16 protein-coding genes and 1 tRNA gene are annotated in these 19357 nt (G+C 71.9%); 10 read left to right on the forward strand and 7 right to left on the reverse strand.

What is annotated here, in order from left to right; genetic code table 11:
* Positions 1-750: 750 nt before the first annotated feature.
* The 3 genes from ACODT5_RS33515 to ACODT5_RS33525 all read right to left on the reverse strand — a co-directional run bounded on the left by ACODT5_RS33515 (position 751) and on the right by ACODT5_RS33525 (position 5377).
* Positions 751-1623, reverse strand: coding sequence for a DivIVA domain-containing protein (locus tag ACODT5_RS33515; RefSeq protein WP_422522850.1), 873 nt, complete (start codon positions 1621-1623; stop codon positions 751-753).
* Between the two features lie 159 nt (positions 1624-1782).
* A complete protein-coding gene (locus ACODT5_RS33520; protein WP_422522851.1) occupies positions 1783-4308 on the reverse strand; it encodes an SUKH-4 family immunity protein in 2526 nt (841 codons plus the stop codon).
* A gap of 7 nt (positions 4309-4315) precedes the next feature.
* Positions 4316-5377, reverse strand: coding sequence for an SMI1/KNR4 family protein (locus ACODT5_RS33525; protein ID WP_422522852.1), 1062 nt, complete (start codon positions 5375-5377; stop codon positions 4316-4318).
* A 296-nt stretch (positions 5378-5673) separates the two neighbouring features.
* Here ACODT5_RS33525 and ACODT5_RS33530 point away from each other — a divergent pair, with 296 nt between their 5' ends.
* Together ACODT5_RS33530 and ACODT5_RS33535 are read left to right on the forward strand one after the other, a co-directional pair.
* Positions 5674-6261, forward strand: a complete 588-nt coding sequence (locus ACODT5_RS33530; protein WP_422522853.1) for a YwqJ-related putative deaminase — start codon at positions 5674-5676, stop codon at positions 6259-6261.
* A gap of 5 nt (positions 6262-6266) precedes the next feature.
* A complete protein-coding gene (locus tag ACODT5_RS33535) occupies positions 6267-6791 on the forward strand; it encodes an SUKH-3 domain-containing protein (RefSeq protein ID WP_327253100.1) in 525 nt (174 codons plus the stop codon).
* 32 nt (positions 6792-6823) lie between these two features.
* Here the strand turns inward: ACODT5_RS33535 and ACODT5_RS33540 are convergent, their stop codons facing one another.
* The 3 genes from ACODT5_RS33540 to ACODT5_RS33550 are packed head-to-tail and all read right to left on the reverse strand — an operon-like array spanning position 6824 to position 9204.
* Positions 6824-7366, reverse strand: a complete 543-nt coding sequence (locus ACODT5_RS33540; protein ID WP_422522854.1) for a hypothetical protein — start codon at positions 7364-7366, stop codon at positions 6824-6826.
* 29 nt (positions 7367-7395) lie between these two features.
* Positions 7396-7932, reverse strand: coding sequence for a hypothetical protein (locus ACODT5_RS33545; protein WP_422522855.1), 537 nt, complete (start codon positions 7930-7932; stop codon positions 7396-7398).
* A 6-nt stretch (positions 7933-7938) separates the two neighbouring features.
* Positions 7939-9204 (reverse strand): sensor histidine kinase, encoded by a 1266-nt coding sequence (locus tag ACODT5_RS33550; RefSeq protein WP_422522856.1) that lies wholly within the window; start codon positions 9202-9204, stop codon positions 7939-7941.
* A 131-nt stretch (positions 9205-9335) separates the two neighbouring features.
* Here ACODT5_RS33550 and ACODT5_RS33555 point away from each other — a divergent pair, with 131 nt between their 5' ends.
* From ACODT5_RS33555 to pth, 6 genes are all read left to right on the forward strand, one after another.
* The gene (locus ACODT5_RS33555) at positions 9336-10196 is read left to right on the forward strand and encodes a hypothetical protein (protein WP_422522857.1); all 861 of its coding nucleotides are present in this window, start codon (positions 9336-9338) and stop codon (positions 10194-10196) included.
* 11 nt (positions 10197-10207) lie between these two features.
* Positions 10208-10278: transfer RNA gene (locus ACODT5_RS33560), tRNA-Gln, on the forward strand.
* Between the two features lie 124 nt (positions 10279-10402).
* Positions 10403-11851 carry a bifunctional UDP-N-acetylglucosamine diphosphorylase/glucosamine-1-phosphate N-acetyltransferase GlmU gene (gene glmU / locus ACODT5_RS33565; RefSeq protein ID WP_422522858.1) on the forward strand — a complete coding sequence of 483 codons (1449 nt, stop codon included), beginning with the start codon at positions 10403-10405 and terminating at the stop codon, positions 11849-11851.
* A 133-nt stretch (positions 11852-11984) separates the two neighbouring features.
* Positions 11985-12962, forward strand: coding sequence for a ribose-phosphate diphosphokinase (locus ACODT5_RS33570; protein WP_112451977.1), 978 nt, complete (start codon positions 11985-11987; stop codon positions 12960-12962).
* Between the two features lie 207 nt (positions 12963-13169).
* Positions 13170-13745 (forward strand): 50S ribosomal protein L25/general stress protein Ctc, encoded by a 576-nt coding sequence (locus ACODT5_RS33575; RefSeq protein ID WP_327306363.1) that lies wholly within the window; start codon positions 13170-13172, stop codon positions 13743-13745.
* Between the two features lie 91 nt (positions 13746-13836).
* Positions 13837-14427, forward strand: a complete 591-nt coding sequence (pth, locus tag ACODT5_RS33580; RefSeq protein ID WP_422522859.1) for an aminoacyl-tRNA hydrolase — start codon at positions 13837-13839, stop codon at positions 14425-14427.
* A gap of 105 nt (positions 14428-14532) precedes the next feature.
* Here pth and ppc read toward each other — a convergent pair whose 3' ends face one another.
* Positions 14533-17298, reverse strand: coding sequence for a phosphoenolpyruvate carboxylase (ppc, locus tag ACODT5_RS33585; RefSeq protein ID WP_422522860.1), 2766 nt, complete (start codon positions 17296-17298; stop codon positions 14533-14535).
* 364 nt (positions 17299-17662) lie between these two features.
* Between ppc and ACODT5_RS33590 the strand changes: the two genes are divergently transcribed.
* Both ACODT5_RS33590 and ACODT5_RS33595 read left to right on the forward strand, forming a co-directional pair.
* Complete coding sequence (locus ACODT5_RS33590; protein ID WP_422522861.1) at positions 17663-18643, forward strand: acyl-CoA desaturase; 981 nt, start codon at positions 17663-17665, stop codon at positions 18641-18643.
* On the forward strand, positions 18643-19314 hold the full coding sequence (locus ACODT5_RS33595; protein WP_250737780.1) for a TetR/AcrR family transcriptional regulator: 672 nt from the start codon (positions 18643-18645) through the stop codon (positions 19312-19314). The genes ACODT5_RS33590 and ACODT5_RS33595 overlap by 1 nt, the downstream gene beginning before the upstream one ends.
* Positions 19315-19357: the final 43 nt, after the last annotated feature.

The raw sequence follows: 19357 nt of genomic DNA on the forward strand, positions 1-19357 counted from the left end.
TCCCCGCTGCGGCCCTTGCCGCTGCGCGGGGCAAAGTCCCCTACCCACCCTTCCACCGTTCCCAGGGCCGGCCCTGACCCGGTCCTCAAACGCCGGACGGGCTGAAGGCGGGGGCCCCGGGCTGCGCCCGGACCCCGGTCCTCAAACGCCGGACGGCTGAAAAGACAAACCCCGGCGGCTGAAGAGCTCCAGGGGCTGCGCGCCCCGGCACCCGGGGCTAAAAGGCCCGCCCCACCCGCTGGGCGCAATGGCCTTACCGGTGGGGCAGGCCTGAGAAGCCCCAACCACCGGCGGAGCTGGAGAGACCCCTCCACCGGCGGAGCTGCAGAGGCCCGTCCACCAGTGGAGCTGGAGAGGCCCGTCCACCAGCAGGACCGGAGAGACCCGTCTACCAGCAGGTCCGGAGAGACCCGCTACCAGCAGGTCCGGAGGGACCTGTCCACCGGCGGGACCGGATTGTCGCCCGGTCGGGCACGTTGGCGGCGGCGCCGGGACGGGGACGGGGGCGGGGTGGGGTGTTGGCCTGGACGTAAAGCGTGATTTGTGGCGCGCTACAAGGCATCACCATCGAAGCCGCACACAGGGCGCCTAAATCATGCAGTCCAGGCCGACACCCCACCCCGCCCCCGGCACCGGCCCCCACCCGCAGCCCCACCCCGCCCCACGACCACCCGCACGGACAAGCCGACCCCGCCCACACCCCAGCCCCGCCGGCGTTTGAGGCGAACCCCCGGCCCCGCCCAGGGGGTCTCAGCCCTCGGCCGGCGCGCGGCCCGTCAGGGCGGCCAGGCTGGAGCGGACGTGGTTCATGTGGGCCCGCATCTCGTCCTGCGACTCCCCGTGCTCCCGCAGGATCCGCTCCGTCTCCCGCCCGACCCGCTCCTCCCGCACCCGCGCCTCCGCAATCAGCTCCGCCGCCTTCGCCTCCGCGTCCTCCTGCCCGTGCCGGGCCGTCTCCTGCGCCTGCGCGAAGCCCCGCTTCGCCTCCGCCAGCCGGGACTCCGCGTACCGCTCCAGCTCGGCGTGCCGGGACTCCAGCTCCGCCTCCCGCGCCGCCAGCTCCCGCTCCGCCGCGTCCCAGCGCTCCGCGTGTTCCTGTTCCCGCTCCGCGAGCAGCGCGTCACAGCGGCGGGCCATGTCCGCCAGCCCCGCCTGCACCTCGGCCCGCCACGCCGCCGCGTCGTCCCGCGCCTCCGTCCGCGCGTCGTCCGCCTCGCGCCCCGCCCGCAGCAGCCCCTGCCGCGCCCGCACCTCGGTCTGATCGCGCACCGCCTGCGCATCGCCGCGCGCCAGCTCCGTCACCCGGTCGGCGTGTGCCTCGGCGGCGCCCGCCGTCGCCAGCGCGTCCGCCCGCGCGTCACCCCGTAGCGTCTCGGACTCCTCCTCGGCCAGCAGCAGGATCCGGCGGGCCCGCTCGCCGAGCTCCTCGTACGTCTGCGGGGCCAGTCCGGAGACCTCCACGCGCAGCCGCTCCGCCTCCGCCTCCATGTCCCGGGAAAGCACGGTCAGCCGGGCCACCCGCTCCCAGGCCTCGTCCCGGCTCCCCGACAGCCGGGCGAGGTACCGGTCCACCTCTTCGGCCCGGTAGCCACGGCCGCGCACGGTCGTAAAGGGTGCACTCATCCTGGAAGCGCCTCTCTCGCGGGGGTTCCTGCCAAGGATGCGTCATTTGCTCCCAGAAGCCCGAATGGCCGGGCCGAGACCCCGTTCGAGGGTCACGACCCGGCCATCCGGATCATCGGAGCGTGTCCGGAAGATCCACCGGAGATCAGCAGAAACCGGTCAGAGGAGCCCGTCCCACATCTGCTCCAGCAGCACCGACCACCAGTTCTCGGGCGACGCCAGCGCCGCACTGTCCAGCCCCGCCAGATTCGCCTGGAAATCGACGGTCCAGCGGCCCGCCTGCTCCGGCGTCAGATGCTGGCGCAGCCGCCACATGTGACCCAGCATCGCCAGCGACCGGACGAACTGCGGCAGCGAGGAGTTGACGAACTGCGGGGGCACGGGCGCCCCGCCCGGACCGCTCTCCACCGGTACCGCCACGATGTGCGCGGTCCCGTACTGCACGCACAGCGCCTTGCCGAAGTCGCTGCCCACCACCAGGTACGAGCCCGCGTCCGAGGCCGGCTGCACCTGCCGCTGCGCGGCCAGTTCGGCCAGCGTCGGCAGCGGGGCACCCGGTACGGCCTGGGCCCAGAAGAACGGCCCGAAATCGACCGGCAGGCCCGACCACATCAGCGTCTGCGCCACGATCTCCGGCACGCCCTGCCGGGACACCGCGCGCTGCTCGAAGCGGAACACGCCCTGCGGCCCGAACGCCCCGGCCAGCTCCTGCGCGATCGCGTCGAGCGGGATCGCCGGCTGCAACGGCACCTGCGGCAGCGGTGCGCGCACCGGCGCGGGGCGCGCCGGCCCGTCCGCCACCTGGTGCAGTTCGCCCTGGTGGGTCAGCAGGTGGCGCATGCCCTGCTGCCGGCCCGCGTGGTCCGTCCCGTACGGGGCCACGTTCGTGATCCGCACCTGCGGCCAGGTCTCGCGGATCATGCGCGCGCAGTAGCCGCCGGGCAGCTCGCACGAGGCCAGCTCGGTGTGCAGCTCCAGCACCTGCTGCGGAGGCACGTTCATCGCCCGCAGCTCGTACAGGATCTGCCACTCCGGGTGCGGAGTTCCGGGCGCGGAACGCCGGATGAGCTGCTGCTCGGAGCCGTCGGGAGCGCGGTAGCGCAGCACGGCCTGGTAGCCGGGGCCGACCGTGGGCACCCCGGGCTGGGAGGCCTGCGGCGCGGGTGCCTGCGGCGCGTGTACGGGTGACTGCGGCGCGGGACCGGGAGGCGCGGGCGGCTGCCCGGTCACGGCCGGACCCGCCAGCATCGTCGCGGCGTGATCCAGCCCGCCACCGGGCACGCCGGGCGCACCCGGAGCCCCGGGCGGACCGGGCGGCTGGGGTACGCCGGGACCGGCCAGCATGGTGGCCGCGTGGTGCGCACCACCGCCGGGCACGCCGGGGGGACCGGGCGGCGCGGGCGGCTGCCCGGCGCCGGGCTGGCCGGGAGGACCGGGCGGGCCGGGAGGCTGCGGACCACCGGGACCGGCCAGCATCGTGGCGGCATACGCGTCCCCGCGCCCACCCGACGACCCGGGAGCCCCCGGAGGACCGGGAGGCGCGGGCGGCTGCCCCGTCACGGCCGGACCGGCCAGCATCGTCGCGGCATGATCCAGCCCGCCACCGGGCACGCCGGGCGCACCCGGAGCCCCCGGCGGCACGGGCTGCTGCGGACCGCCGGGGCCCGCCAGCATGGTGGCGGCGTACGAAGGCGACTCGGCGCCACCGCCCGGCGCACCCGGCGCACCGGGCGGACCCGGCGGAGTCACGGGCGCGGAGGCCCCGGGCCGGTTGACCCGGGCCTTGCTCGTCGGCGCGTCGGCGATGTCCCCACTGGACACCCCGCCGGAACCGCCGGACCCGCCGGAACCGGACCCCTGCCCCTGCCCCTGCCCCGCCCGGGAGGACTCCGGGTCCAGCGCGGGCACGACGGCGGTCTTCGGCAGCTCACTGCCCCTGGGCATCAGGGTCGTGCGCGCCTCCGCACCCGGCCCCGACGAAGCCGGGGCGTCGTCCAGGTCCGTTCCGGACAGCGGCGGCGCGAACACCGTCGCCGGCAGCGGTACGGACACGGAGTCCGCACCGGGGTTCACGTCGGTACCGGCCCAGGGCGTGGCCCCGGTCGGGACGGCGGCGGGCACCCCGTCGTTGGCGGTCGGCTCGTAGGGGACCTCTCCCCCGCGCCGCAACGGCACCGGCACCGGCTCCGAAGAGCCCGAATCGGAAGAAGCAGAAGCAGCAGAAGAAGCGGACGAAGCCGAAGAAGCGACGGGCACCGAAGGCGAAGGCGTCACCGGAGCCCCCGGCGCGGCCGAAGACACCGGAGCCGCCGGGATCCCCGCCCGGTCCGCCGCCTCCTGGAGCCACTCCGGCGGACTCAGCATGAAAGAGGTCTGTTCGGAGTCGATGCGCGGCACCGGCACCGAAGCCTCGGCCTGCGCGGCCGACGCCCCGTACTCCTCCTCGTAGCGGCGGATGACCTCACCCACCGGCAGGCCGGGCCAGAGCGTCACCTCCCCGCTGTCCCGCGCGATGACGAGCCGCTGCCGGCCGCCCCCGGACACGGGGCCCGCCGGGCGGTCCTCCGCCCACACCACGAAACCGAGTCCGAACTCCCGTACGCGCACCTCGCGGTGCTGGTACCCGGGCACGTCCCCGTTGATCCATTCCTCGGCGCGCTCCTGCGCCTGCGCAAACGTCACCATCGCGCCGTCACCCTTCCACCGGTGCCGATGCCGGCCCGGCACCCGGAACCGAACGCCCTGCCGGAGCCGTTCCCGGCCCCGCTCCCGAACCCGACCCCGTCACGGGAACCGAGCGCGCGAATCCGCCGTCCACCATCAGACCGGCCACCGTTTCCAGTTCCGGCGGATTGCCCGCCAGCCGTTCCAGGAAGGCGTCGAAATCCGCACCGCACGGCAGCAGCAACCGCTCCACGCGTTCCTGCACCGACCAGCCGTCCTGGTCGCGCGCATCGTCGAACGGGGAGAACCAGACGGACCCGACGTCCTCGCCGCGCACCTTCACCGCGAGGAGCCCGCCCTGTACGAAGGCCACGCACAGGTAGTCCTTCGTCAGGTGGTCCCGCAGGCACTTGTTCACGTAGACGAGGTCGTTGACCGCCGCCTCCTCGCGCACCGTGAAGAACGGCTGGTCCACCAGCAGTCCCAGCTCCACGTCGAGCCCGGTGCCCACCGGCGCGCAGCCGCCCGCCGCCTTCAGGAAGGAGCGGTACGCCTCCGGGAGCCGGTAGCCGAGGTCCTCCTCGACGCCCTGGACCTGCTGCTCGGACACCGAGACCACCGTCTTGGGCAGCCCCAGGTGCACCGGGCGCACCTCCTGCAACGGCCGCGTCCCGCGCTTGCCGTGGTCCACCGCCGCCGTCGCCAGACCGGCGTGGTGCCGCAGCAGCGACTTCACCTCGACCGGGACCAGCTCCATCCGGCGCGTACCGGACACGTGGTGCCAGGTCCAGCCGTGCGGGGTCGACACCGGTCCGACCGTGTCCCACAGTTCGTGGCCGGTCGCGCGCATGGCCGCGTTGGCGGACACGCAGTCCGTCAGGCGCAGCTCGTCCACGCCGAAGCCCTCCGGGGGCTCGGCGATCTCGACGGCCGCACGGGCGTACAGCGCGAAGTCGGGGTGTCCGTTCGCGTCGATGCGGACTCCGTGGGGATGGCGCGCTGCCCGGACGGGGTCCGGGAAATGCACGACCTGCCCCGAATAAGCGGCGTTGGGTGGCGCGGCCTGATGCCCGAGCCGACCTGTCGTCATGGCGGTAGCCCCCTGCTGGATCTGGCTGGTTCACCACAGCCTATGTGCTCCGGCAAGGACGTCACCCGCACGTGTGCGGGGACCCCGCGGGACGGCCGGGAAGATCCGAATTGATACGAATATTCGACCCAGCTTCCACATGCCACGGGACATTTGACAGGCTGTCCCCACAGCACGGGGGCGTGCGCGACAGCGGCCGGCGCCGCGGCCACGGGAGGGAAAGCGCAACCATGCAGAACACGGCATCACGCACAGACGCGGCCGACGCCCACTCAGGAGGGGCGGGAGACCGGGGATTGGCGGGCCCCGCGGGCGCCCGCGGATCCGCGGACCCCGCCGGTCCTACGGGAACCGGTGACCCGGCGGCCGTCCCCGCGCAGGCGCGCGCCGCGGCCGACCAGGGCCCCGGCGATCCCCGGCTGCGCTGGGGCGGCGGGGACGGCCGCCCCGCCGTGCCGGTGCTCCGCTTCCGCCGCGACGGGATCCTGCCCACGGTGGCCGCCGCGCTGTCCGTACGCGGCGAAACCCTCACCGGGACCGCCGGCAAGGCCGACCTGCCCCCCGTACTGCACGCCCTCGTACAGGATTTCCTCGACACCCTCACGAGCGGCCAGCGCGAACGTTTCACCGGCCGATGTCCGGAGGCGATCCTGCTCTCCCGCCACCTCGTCACCATCGAGGGCGCCCGCAGCAAGCGCGCCTCGCGCAAGCCCCTGACGCCCAGCGAGGCGCGCCGCTCGCTGAAGCACTCCAAGATCACCGCCCGCCGCATCCGCGAGGACGGCGACCCGCTCCACGGCAGCTACGCACCTCCCTGCCGCTCCTGCGAGGCCCTCCTCGCCCACTTCGGCGTCCGCCCCGTCGACCTCACGCACCCCGAGTAGCCGCCATGACCACGACCTCCGCTTCGTACGCCCGCTCCTCCGCGACCCGCTTCCCCGTCGCCGTGGACTCCGCCCTGCGCACCGCCGGCTGGGAGCCGGGCCGCTGGGACATCAAGCAGGCCGAGTACTGGGCCGACGCCCTGCGCGACCACACCACCCCCGCCGGGCACCGGCACACCGTGTTCCCGGCCGCCGTCGAGGCCTGGGCGGAGTTCGGGAACCTCACCGTCACCGCCCCGGGCCCCGGCCGCCAGATCGCGCCCACCGCGATACGCCTGGACCCGCTCACGGGGCTGCACCTGGCCCGCACCTTCGCTGACCTCGGCCGCGCCCTGTCCACCCAGCTCTGCCCGCTCGGCGTCGAGGCCGACACGGACCCGGCCGGGGGCGGCTCCCACTTCGCCCTCGACCGCGAGGGCCGCGTCTACTGCGTGGACCACACCGGCGACTGGTACCTCGGCTCGAGCCTCGACGAGGCCCTCACCCTCCTCCTCACCGGCCTCCAGCCGACGCGCCTGACGACGGGCTAGCCCGTCCGGGACGGCCCGCGTCCCAGCAGGCTTCAGCCGCCCAGCTCCGGAATCCGCTCCCCGTCCCCCGGGTAGCGGCCCTCCTCCAGCCGGAAGAGGTACGCCCGCAGATCGGCGGCGAGCCCGCCCTCCAGGTAGGCGCGGAACTCCCGCGCCCCCTCCGCGGCGTCACGGTCGGCGGGATGGACGCTGTCCCCGTACTCGGCCAGCGTGAGCGCCAGGTGCTCCTCGACCCGGCTCCGCCCGGCCCACCACCGGCGCACCGCCTCCGGGGTCCACCAGCGGTCCCCGTCGTAGGCGTACTCCTGGAAGGGCTCCTCGTCAGCCGCGTTCACCACCTCGCGGACCTCGGCCGGGGTCCGCGGCTGCCGGAAGACGTACTCGAGGGCGTCCTCGGTGCTCGCCGCGTACATCACGTTGCCGGGCGCGTTCAGCCGCCCGGTCCAGCACGTGTCCGTCTCGCCCGTGTAGAAGGGCCCGGGCACGTTCAGCCAGAGCCGCTTCTCCCACCGCCCCTGGAACAGCTTCCGGTCCTCGCCCGTCAGCTCCGCCACCGGATCCCAGCCCGCCGTCATCCCGCTCTCCCCCTGTTCGCCACCGCGCCTCACAACTCCGGCAGCCTCTCCCCGGCCTCCGGGTACCGGCCTTCCCCCAGCCGGAAAACATACGCCCGCAGATCAGCGGCGAGGCCACCGGCCAGATACGCCTGGAAGTCCCGCACCCCGGTGGCCGCCTCGTCCTCGATCCGGGAGCCGCTGCCCCCGAAGTCCGCGAGCGCCTCGCCCAGATGCTCGGCGACCCGCCCCCGCTCCGCCCACCATTCGCGCACACCGCCGGCGGTCCAGCGCAGGTCCCCGTCGCAGTAGTACTCCCCGCAGGGCTCGGCCTCGGCCGCCGCGGCCAGCGCCCGCACCTCCGCGGGATTCCGCGGCTGCCGGAACACGTACTCCGTGCAGTACGCGCTCTCCGCCGCGTACAGGACGCTGTCGGGGGCCTCCATCCGGCCGGTCCAGCAGTTGTCCGTCATCCCCGTGTAGAACGGCCCCGGCACGTTCAGCCACAGCCGCGCGGAGTGTTCGCCGAACGTCCGGAAGGCCTTGCGCTCGTCCTCCGTCAGCTCCGCCACCGGATCCCAGGCCATCCCCCGCTACCCCCGCTCGCTCGGCAGGACCGCCGAGACCTTGAAGCCGCCCTCGTCCGTCGGGCCGGACACGAAGACCCCGCCCAGGCCGAGCACCCGCTCGCGCATGCCGACCAGGCCGTTCCCGCCGCTCGGCAGGCCCGGCTCGGCCGCCTTGCCGTCGCAGGGGCCGTTCTCCACCTGCATGGCCACCTCCCCCTGCCGGTGCGCGAGCCGTACGACGACCCGTGCGCCCGCGGCGTGCTTGTGGCAGTTGGTCAGCGCCTCCTGCACCACCCGGTAGGCGGTCTGCTCCACCTCCGCCACGTACGCGCGGTACTCGCCGTGGACATCCAGCTCCACGACCATCCCGGCCGCCCGCGACTGTCCGACCAGCGCCTCCAGCTCGCCCAGCGTCGGCCCGTCCTCGAAGCTCCCCACCAGGGCCGCCACCGGCGCCGTCACGGCCGCCGGCTTCGGCGACTCCGCCCGCAGTACGCCGAGCATCTCGCGCAGCTCGGTCAGCGCCTGCCGTCCCATGTCCCCGACCAGCGCCGCGTTCCTGGCCGCCTTCACGGGGTCCTTGGCGGCGATCGCCTGGAGCGCCGCCGCGTGCACCACCATGAGCGACACCCGGTGCGCCACGACGTCGTGCATCTCCCGCGCGATCCGGGTCCGCTCCTCCGTACGGGCCCACTCGGCCCGTTCCTCCGCCCGGTCCGCGAGCAGCGACAGCTCCCGCTCCAGCGAGTCCGCCCGCTCCTGCAGGCTCTCCATCAGCCGTCTGCGGGCCGCCGTGTACAGCCCGAACAGCACCGGCGGCACGGTCAGCGCCACCGCCACGAACACGGACAGGGTGATGACGATGGTGAGGGTGACCTCGGGGTCGGCCCGGGTGCGCATGTACATCACCACGAAGGTCGCGGCCAGCGACATCGACGCCAGGGTCCCGGTGATCCGCCGGGGCACCTCGGAGGCGGCCAGCGTGTACAGCCCGACCACGCCGAGCAGGAAGCCCATGGCCGCCGGGGACACCGCGATGCCGACCAGCACCACGACGATCGGCCAGCGCTGCCGCAGGACGAGCACCGACCCGACCAGCAGCCCGAACAGCACCCCGGCGAAGACCGGGATCCCCGCCTCGTGGGCGAACCCGACGCCCTCCACCCCGCACTCGACGGCGGACACCCCGGCGAGCCCCACGTCCAACACGGCCGACCTGCGCCGGTCCCACCACAGGGGCCCGTCCCGCCCGGCCCCCGCCTCTCCCTGCTCTTCCCCCGTACTGGTCATACGGTCCAGCCTACGCAGCGGCCCCGGCACACCGGCGACGCCAATTCCAACGAACCACCGGTAATCGCACGTCCGACTGAATCATCCATCAACCGAGACCGGAGTCCCACATTCCGGACGACAGTCGACCTATGAGCAAATACGCCGACTTCGAAGCACTGCGCGAACAAGCCCTCGCCCTCCGCCGAGAAGGCCTCAGCCGCCGCCAGATCCGAGACCGCCTCCAGGTCTTCAACGGAGAGATCCTCAACCGCCTGCTCCAGGGCGAGCCCCCACCGGAATGGACGAAGCGCCCGAACGCAAAGGACGACCTTCGCGACCGCGCCCGCGAGCTCCGCCTCAAAGGCCTCACCTACGACCAGATCCAGATCGAGCTCGGCTGCTCGAAGAGCTCCATCTCCCTCTGGGTCCGCGACCTCCCGAAGCCGGAGCGGCAACGCACCACGGAAGAGGCTTCGGCCATCGCGCGGCGGGGCTGGGAACGGACACTGGAGATCCGGGAGGAGGAGCGCCGCCAGGTCAAGCAGGACGCCGCCGCAGAGATCGGCAGTTTCTCGGAGCGCGACCTCTTCCTCGTGGGCGTCAGCCTCTACTGGTCCGAGGGGAGTAAGGACAAGGCGTACGCCCGGCGCGAGCGTGCGATCTTCGTGAACAGCGACGCCGGCATGGTGACCACCTACCTCGCCTGGCTGCGCCTCCTCGGAGTGAAGGACGAGCACCTGCGGTTCGCCGTAACGATCCACGAAACAGCCGACGTCGCCGGCGCGGAGGCCTTCTGGGCGGATCTCGCCGGGGTGCCGCGGGAGCAGTTCCTCAAAACGACACTCAAGCGGCACAACCCGAAAACGGTCCGAAAGAACACCGGCGAGAGCTACCACGGATGCCTCGCGATACGCGTGCTTCAAAGCGCCGGTCTGTACCGTCGCATCGAAGGCTGGTGGTGCGGCATAGTAGGGGCTGCATCGCAGTTCGATCAGCTAAATCGGACATAAACGGCGAACCATCCCGGATCGTCTAAGGGCAGGACAAATGGTTTTGGTCCATTGAATGAGGGTTCGAATCCTTCTCCGGGAGCTCACACCGCACGACTGCTCAGCTTCGGGTCCTGACTGCGACGGTCGGGACCCGGCCTCGTTTCCGGGTCATGACCCACCGGTATCCTTCACGGGTCCACCACCCGAAGCCGAAGGGCACACCCGTGAGCGCCAACCGCCCGGCAGCCGTCGTCGTACTCGCAGCGGGTGAAGGCACCCGCATGAAGTCGGCCACACCCAAGGTTCTGCACGAGATCAGCGGGCGCTCGCTCGTCGGTCACGTCGTCGCCGCCTCCCGCGAGCTGGACCCCACCCACCTCGTCGTCGTCGTCGGGCACGCCCGCGAGCAGGTCACCGCGCACCTCGCCGCGATCGACGCCGACGTCCGCACCGCGGTCCAGTACGAGCAGAACGGCACCGGGCACGCCGTCCGGATGGCCCTCGAAGAGCTCGGCGCCGACCGTCCCGCCGGCACCGTGGTCGTCGTCTGCGGCGACACCCCGCTGCTGACCGGCGAGACCCTGGCCGCGCTGACGGCCACGCACGAGGCCGACGGCAACGCCGTCACCGTGCTGACCGCCGAGGTCCCCGACTCCACCGGCTACGGCCGGATCATCCGCGGCGCCGACGGGGCGGTCACCGCCATCGTCGAGCACAAGGACGCCACCGACGCCCAGCGCGCCATCGCCGAGATCAACTCCGGGGTCTTCGCCTTCGACGGCGCCCTCCTCGCCGACGCCCTCGGCAAGGTCCGCACGGACAACAGCCAGGGCGAGGAGTACCTCACCGACGTGCTCGGCATCCTGCGCGAGGCCGGCCACCGCGTCGGCGCGGCCGTGGGCGCGGACCACCGGCAGATCCTCGGGATCAACAACCGGGTCCAGCTCGCCGAGGCCCGCGCCCTGCTGAACGCACGCCTGCTGGAGCGCGCCATGCTCGCCGGCGTGACGATCGTCGACCCGGCGAGCACCCTCGTCGACGTGACGGTGACTTTCGGCCAGGACGCGATCGTGCACCCGGGCACCCAGCTGCTCGGCACCACGCACATCGCCGAGCAGGCCGAGGTCGGCCCCAACACCCGCCTGAAGGACACGCACGTGGGCGCGGGCGCCCGCGTGGACAACACGGTGGCGGACACCGCGGTCGTCGGCGCCTCGGCGAGCGTCGGCCCCTTCGCCTACCTGCGTCCGGGCACGAACCTGGGCGCGAAGGCCAAGGCCGGCACGTACGTGGAGATGAAGAACGCCACGATCGGCGAGGGCACCAAGGTCCCCCACCTGTCCTACGTCGGCGACGCGACGATCGGCGAGTACACGAACATCGGCGCCGCCAGCGTGTTCGTGAACTACGACGGTGAGCACAAGCACCACACGACCGTCGGCTCACACTGCAAGACGGGTTCGGACAACATGTTTGTGGCTCCCGTCACCATCGGGGACGGCGCCTACACGGCCGCCGGCTCCGTGATCACCAAGGACGTTCCGCCCGGCGCCCTGGCCGTGGCCCGTGGCCAGCAGCGGAATATCGAGGGCTGGGTGGCCCGCAAGCGTCCGGGAAGCGCCGCCGCGACGGCCGCGCAGTCGGCGGTCCGCGAGGACTCCGACGAACGCTGAGGTGAACTGACCGGAAACGGCTACGCCCGCGACGGCGTACCGTGATACGTGAACGCAATTCGGCTGGCTCACCGTGTGCGGGACGGACGCACATGGGGGCGAGCAGCTTTCCCACGTCTGAGGAGACAGTGCTGTGACCGGGATCAAGACGACCGGCGAGAAGAAGCTGATGCTCTTCTCCGGCCGCGCCCACCCCGAGCTGGCCGAGGAGGTCGCGCACCAGCTCGGTGTCGGCCTCGTGCCGACCAAGGCTTTCGACTTCGCGAACGGCGAGATCTACGTCCGATTCCAGGAGTCGGCGCGTGGCGCGGACTGCTTCCTGATCCAGAGCCACACGGCTCCGATCAACAAGTGGATCATGGAGCAGCTGATCATGATCGACGCGCTCAAGCGCGCGTCGGCACGCTCCATCACCGTGATCGTCCCGTCCTACGGGTACGCCCGCCAGGACAAGAAGCACAAGGGCCGCGAGCCGATCTCGGCCCGCCTGGTCGCGGACCTGCTGAAGACCGCGGGTGCGGACCGCATCCTCACGGTCGATCTGCACACCGACCAGATCCAGGGCTTCTTCGACGGCCCGGTCGACCACCTTTCGGCCCTGTCGGTCCTCGCGGACTACGTCGGCGCCAAGGTCGACCGCTCCAAGCTGACGATCGTCTCCCCGGACGCCGGCCGCGTACGCGTCGCCGACCGCTGGTGCGACCGTCTGGACGCCCCCCTGGCGATCGTGCACAAGCGCCGTGACAAGGACGTCGCCAACCAGGTGACCGTCCACGAGGTCGTCGGTGAGGTCAAGGGCCGCGTCTGCGTCCTGGTCGACGACATGATCGACACGGGTGGCACCATCTGCGCCGCCGCCGACGCGCTCTTCGCGCACGGCGCGGAGGACGTCATCGTGACGGCCACGCACGGCATCCTGTCGGGCCCGGCCGCCGACCGCCTGAAGAACTCCAAGGTCAGCGAGTTCGTGTTCACGAACACCCTGCCGGACCCGTCCGACCTGGAGCTCGACAAGATCACGGTGCTCTCCATCGCCCCGATGATCGCCCGCGCCGTGCGCGAGGTCTTCGAGGACGGCTCGGTCACCAGCCTGTTCGAAGAGCAGCAGTAAGCACCTCCGCACTGTGCTGACTCCTTAGGGGTTAGATCATTTTTGGGTACGGCCTCCCCGCCGGGTACACTCCTTGAGTTGCTCGGCGAGGGAGGCCGTACCTGTTTTCACGGGTATGGATGCTCCGTTATCGACGCGCTCTTCGTAGCAGGCCGTGTTCCGGCCGGGTGACTGTCGTCCATTTCCGTCACCCCACGAGGAGTGAGCATGTCCGAGATCAAGCTTGCCGCGAAGGTCCGCGAAAACTTCGGCAAGGGCTCTGCCCGCCAGGCCCGCCGTGACGCCCTGACCCCCGCGGTCATCTACGGCCACGGCACCGACCCGAAGCACGTCAACGTGGACGCCCACGCGCTCCAGCTGGCGCTGCGCACCCCGAACGTCCTGCTCTCCCTGGACATCGAGGGCGCCGGCACCGAGCTGGTCATCCCGAAGGCCGTTCAGAAGCACCCGCTGAAGCGTTCGATCTCCCACGTCGACTTCCTGATCGTCAAGAAGGGCGAGAAGGTCACCGTCGACGTCGCGATCGTCACCGAGGGCGAGCTGGCCCCGGGCGGCAACATGCTGGAGACCCTCCAGAACACCATCTCCGTCGAGGCCGAGGCCACGCACATCCCGACCGAGGTCACCGTCTCGATCGCGGGCCTGGAGGCCGGTGCCACCATCACCGCCTCCGACCTGGTCCTGCCGGCCGGCACCACGCTGGCCGTCGACGGCGACATCGCCGTCCTGCAGGTCATCGGCGCGGGCACCGAGGAGCCGGCCGCCGAGGGCTCCGAGGCCTGAGCCTCACCGCTCACCCTCAGCACTTGCTGAACGACCGCCGTCCGGCTCCACTGGAGCGGGACGGCGGTCGTCTTCGTATAAGGAGCTTTTGATGTCGGACGACGCGGCGCCCTGGCTGATCGTGGGTCTCGGGAACCCGGGCGACGAGTACGCGGGCAACCGCCACAACATCGGTTTCATGGTGGCCGACCTGCTGGCGGAGCGGATGCGCGGCAAGTTCAAGGCGCACAAGGCCCGCGCGCAGGTGGTCGAGGGCCGCATGGGCCCGCCCGGACCGCTGAACCGGCGCGTGGTGCTGGCCAAGCCCATGTCGTTCATGAACCTGTCCGGCGGCCCGGTGACGGCGCTGCGGGACTTCTACAAGGTGCCGCTGGACCGGATCATCGCGGTCCACGACGAGCTGGACATCGACTACCCGACGCTGCGGCTGAAGCTGGGCGGCGGGGACAACGGCCACAACGGCCTGAAGTCGATGACGAAGTCGATGGGCCCCGACTACCACCGGGTGCGCTGCGGCATCGGCCGCCCGCCCGGCCGGATGCAGGTCGCCGACTTCGTGCTGAAGGACTTCTCCTCCACGGAGCGCAAGGAGCTGGACTGGTTCGTCGACCGTTCGGCGGACGCCGTGGAATGCCTCATCCAGGAGGGCCTGGAGCGCGCGCAGTCCACGTACAACAGCTAGAGGGGCCAACAGTTAGAGGGGCCAACAGTTGGAAGAGGTACGACGGAGCCCCCGCCACCGGATCGATCCGGTGGCGGGGGCTCCGTCGTTACGCCGTACGAAACCTCAGCCGGTGTTGCGCAGACCGGCGGCGACGCCGTTGACGGTCAGGAGCAGGGCCCGGGACAGGATCGGGTCCGCTTCCTCGCCGCGCTCGGCGGCCGCGCGCTGGCGGGCCAGCAGCGAGACCTGGAGGTAGGAGATCGGGTCGAGGTAGGCGTCGCGGACCGCGAAGGTCTGCTGGAGGACCGGGTTGGAGTCGAGGAGCTTCTCGCCCCCGGTGATCCGCAGGACCTCGCGGACGGTGAGCTCGTGCTCGGCCTCGATGCGGGCGAAGACGTGCTTGAGCTCGTCGGGCACCAGGGTGTCGACGTAGTGGCGGGCGATCCGCAGGTCCGTCTTGGCCAGCGTCATCTCGACGTTGGACAGGAAGTTGCGGAAGAAGTGCCAGCGCTGGCCCATCTCGGCCAGCGCGTCGCCCTGGCCGGCCTCGCGCAGGGCCTTCAGGCCCGAGCCGACGCCGTACCAGCCGGGGACGATCTGGCGGGACTGGGTCCAGCCGAACACCCACGGGATGGCGCGCAGGCCGTCGAGGCCCGCGCCGGAGTCGGGGCGGCGCGAGGGGCGCGAGCCCAGGTGCAGGTCGGCGAGCTGGTCCACGGGGGTGGCGGCGAAGAAGTACGCCGGCAGGTCCGGGTCCTCGACGAGCTCGCGGTACGCGTCGTGCGCGGCGTCCGAGACGGTGTCCATGGCCGCGTCCCAGCGGGCCAGGTCCTCGTCGGACTGGCGCGGGGCGGTGTGCAGGGCGGAGGCCTGGAGGGTGGCCGCGACGGTCAGCTCCAGGTTCTCGCGGGCCAGCGACGGTACGAGGTACTTGTCGGAGATGACCTCGCCCTGCTCGGTGACCTTGATCTCGCCCTCCAGGGTGCCCCAGGGCTGCGCGAGGATCGCGTCGTGCGAGGGGCCGCCACCGCGGCCGACGGTGCCGCCGCGGCCGTGGAAGAGGCGCAGGCGCACGCCGTAGCGGTGGGCCACGTCGCGCAGCCGGCGCTGGGCGCGGTGGATCTCCCACTGGGAGGTGGTGATGCCGCCGAACTTGGAGGAGTCCGAGTAGCCGAGCATGACCTCCTGGACGTCGCCGCGCAGCGAGACGAGGCGCCGGTAGGAGGGGTCGGCGAGCATCTCGTCGAGGATGACGTCGGCGGCCTTGAGCTCGTCGGTGGTCTCCAGGAGCGGGACGATGCCGATCTTGGCCCAGCCGCCGTGCAGGTCGATGAGACCGGCCTCGCGGGCGAGGACGGCGGCGGCGAAGACGTCGTCGGCGCCCTGGCACATCGAGATGATGTAGGACTCGATGACCTCGGGGCCGAACTTCTCGAAGGCGTCCTTGATGGCGCCGAACACGCCGAGGGTCTTCTGGCCGGCCGCGTCGAGCGGGGCCGGGGTGGGCGCCAGCGGGCGGCGCGAGCGCAGTTCCTTGGCCAGGAGGCGGCCGCGGTAGTCGCGGGGCATGTCCGCGTAGCGCCAGGACTCCTCGCCGAGCCGGTCGAAGAGCTGGCCCAGCGCGTGGTGGTGGGCGTCCGCGTGCTCGCGCACGTCCATCGTGGCGAGCTGGAGGCCGAAGGCGGCCAGCGTGCGGATGGTGCGGTCCATGCGGCCGTCGGCGAAGAGCGCGCCGCGGTGCTCGCGCAGGGAGGTCTGGATGAGGGTGAGGTCGGTGAGCAGCTCGGCGGTGCCGAGGTAGTCGCGGCCTTCCTCGTGCGGGATGCCCTTGGCGAGGCGCTCGCGGGTGTTGAGGAGCTTCTGCCGGACGCAGGTGGCCTTGAGGCGGTACGGCTCCTCGGCGTTCAGCCGCTTGTAGCGCGGGCTGATCTCCGGGAGGCGCTCCAGGTCGGCCTGGAGGGAGGTGAGGAGCTCCTCGGTGGCGCCGGTGTAGCGGATGGAGTTCGACAGCAGTCCGCGCAGGAAGTCGATGAGTTCCAGGGCGTCGGTGATGCCGTGCTCGTGCTGGAGGATCAGCACGTCCCGGGTCACCTCGGGGGTGACGTTGGGGTTGCCGTCGCGGTCGCCGCCGATCCAGGTGCCGAAGGTGAGCGGGCGGGTGCCGGCGGGGATCTCGATGCCGACGCGCTGGAGCTCGGCGGCGAGGTCTTCGAGGACGTCGCCGACGGCGCCGGCGTGCAGCTCGTCGAGGTAGTAGATGGCGTTGCGCGCCTCGTCGGCGGGCTCCGGGCGGACCACGCGCAGTTCGTCGGTCTGCCAGACGAGGTCGATGTTCTCCGCGAGGCGCAGGTCGTGGCGGCGGCGCTCGCCGGCGCCCGCGACGGGCTCCTCCAGGAGGGCCGCGATGCGGCGCAGCTTGTTCAGGACGCTGCGGCGGGCCGCCTCGGTGGGGTGCGCGGTGAAGACGGGGCGGACGTTGAGGTTCTTGACCGTCTCGCGCAGGTGCTCGGGGTCCGCGTCCTTGAGCATGTCGGCCGTGCGGGCCAGCAGGCCGCCCTCGGCGGCGCGGTGGGCGCGCAGCTCCTTGCCGCGGTGCACCTGCTCGGTGACGTTGGCGAGGTGGAAGTAGGTGGAGAAGGCGCGCACCAGCTTGGCGGCGGTCTCCAGGTCGGTGTCGCCGAGCAGCTCGGCGGCCGCGATGCCGTCGGTGCGCGTGAGGGCTCGGACGCGTTCGACCAGGTCGAGGAGGTCCTGGCCCTCCTGGCGTACGAGGGTCTCGCCGAGGAGGTCGCCGAGGCGGCGGATGTCCGCGCGCAGCTCGGCGTTGGCGGCGCCGGCGGGGGAGGTCGCCGGGGCGGTGGTCGAGTGGGCCTGGTCGGCACTGCTCACAGGTGCGGCTCCTTGCAGTGTTTCGAGCGCTACTGGGAGGTGGGCCCCGGTGTGCGCGCGGTGGTGGCCGCCCGGACCTGGGTCCGGCGGTGCCACCGCTCCTGATGCGCAGCTCGGGCTGCCCGTGCGGACCGCGCTGTCCGACGACACCAGGATAGGTGGCCCGTACCGGTGACCAGGCCCGTGTGTCACCAGGCGGGACGACGGCCCTGCGGCTCGGGCCGATGGGCCCGGCTGCGGGCGCGCTCCTCTTGCCCCGCGGGGGACCTTTGCCATACTTACGTTGCCGTAGGTTACGCACCCGTAGGGATGTGTGGCCGGGCGGCGCGCCTGCCGACTCCCTCACCCCCCAGGGGACACACCTATGACCATCAGTCCCGACGTGATCGAGGACGCCTCGGCGTCTTCCGGCGCGTCCGTGCCGTCCGCGACCCTCGGCGGTGAGAGCAAGCGGTCCGTGGAGCAGATCGCGCTGCTGCTGTTCATCACCGTCCCCTTCCTCGCCCTGCTGGTGGCGCTTCCGCTCGCCTGGGGCTGGGGGGTGAGCTGGCTGGACGTGGGCCTGATGGTCTTCATGTACTTCCTGGCCTGCCACGGCATCACCATCGGTTTCCACCGCTACTTCACGCACGGTTCCTTCAAGGCGAAGCGGCCGCTGCGCATCGCCCTGGCGGTCATGGGCTCGATGGCGGTCGAGGGACCCCTGGTGCGCTGGGTGGCCGACCACCGCAAGCACCACAAGTACTCCGACCACGAGGGCGACCCGCATTCGCCGTGGCGCTTCGGCGAGACGCTGCCGGCCCTGATGAAGGGCCTGTGGTGGGCGCACATCGGTTGGCTCTTCGACGAGGAGCAGACCGATCAGCAGAAGTACGCCCCGGACCTGATCAAGGACCCGGCGATCCGCCGCATCTCGCGCGACTTCATCTTCTGGACGATGTTCTCGCTGGCGCTGCCGCCGCTGGTGGGCGGTCTGGTGACGATGTCGTGGTGGGGCGCCTTCACGGCGTTCTTCTGGGGCTCCCTGGTCCGGGTCGCGCTGCTGCACCACGTGACGTGGTCGATCAACTCGATCTGCCACGCGGTGGGCAAGCGCCCGTTCAAGTCGCGCGACCGCTCCGGCAACGTGTGGTGGCTGGCCGTTCTCTCCTGCGGCGAGTCCTGGCACAACCTGCACCACGCCGACCCGACCTCCGCCCGCCACGGCGTGCTGCGCGGCCAGGTCGACTCCAGCGCGCGGCTGATCCGCTGGTTCGAACAGCTGGGCTGGGCGTCCGACGTCCGCTGGCCGTCCGAGGCCCGCATCGACGCCCGGCGCAAGGAAGAAGTGTCGAACGCGGCATGATGGGGGGCGTGGGAAACGACGGCAGCAGTTCCAGCAGCGAGAAGCCCAGGCGCAGCCGCCGGGTCCGGATGACGGGCGCCGAACGGCGCCAGCAACTGCTGGACATCGGCCGCACCCTGTTCGCCGAGAAGGGGTTCGAGGGCACGTCGGTGGAGGAGATCGCGGCGAAGGCCGGAGTCTCCAAGCCGGTGGTCTACGAGCACTTCGGCGGCAAGGAGGGTCTCTACGCGGTCGTCGTGGACCGCGAGATGCGCCAGCTGCTGGACGGGGTGACGGGTGCACTGACGGCGGGGCACCCGCGGGAGCTGCTGGAGCAGGCGGCGTTCGCCCTGCTGGACTACATCGAGAACTACACGGACGGTTTCCGGATCCTGGTCCGCGACTCCCCCGTGGCCCAGTCGACGGGCACCTTCGCCTCGCTGATCAGCGATATCGCCACGCAGGTCGAGGACATCCTGGGTCTTGAGTTCAAGGCCCGCGGGTTCGACCCGAAGCTGGCCCCGCTGTACGCGCAGGCGCTGGTCGGGATGGTCGCGCTGACCGGGCAGTGGTGGCTGGAGACGCGCCAGCCGAAGAAGGCCGAGGTCGCGGCGCACCTGGTGAACCTGTCCTGGCACGGACTGGAGAACCTGGAAGCGAAGCCCCGGCTGGTGGGCCACCGCAAGAAGTGAGCGTGCCGTCCCGTTCGCGGCGCGTGAGCGGGACGTCGCACCT

The organism is Streptomyces tatrensis, assembly GCF_049310065.1.
GTDB lineage: Bacteria > Actinomycetota > Actinomycetes > Streptomycetales > Streptomycetaceae > Streptomyces.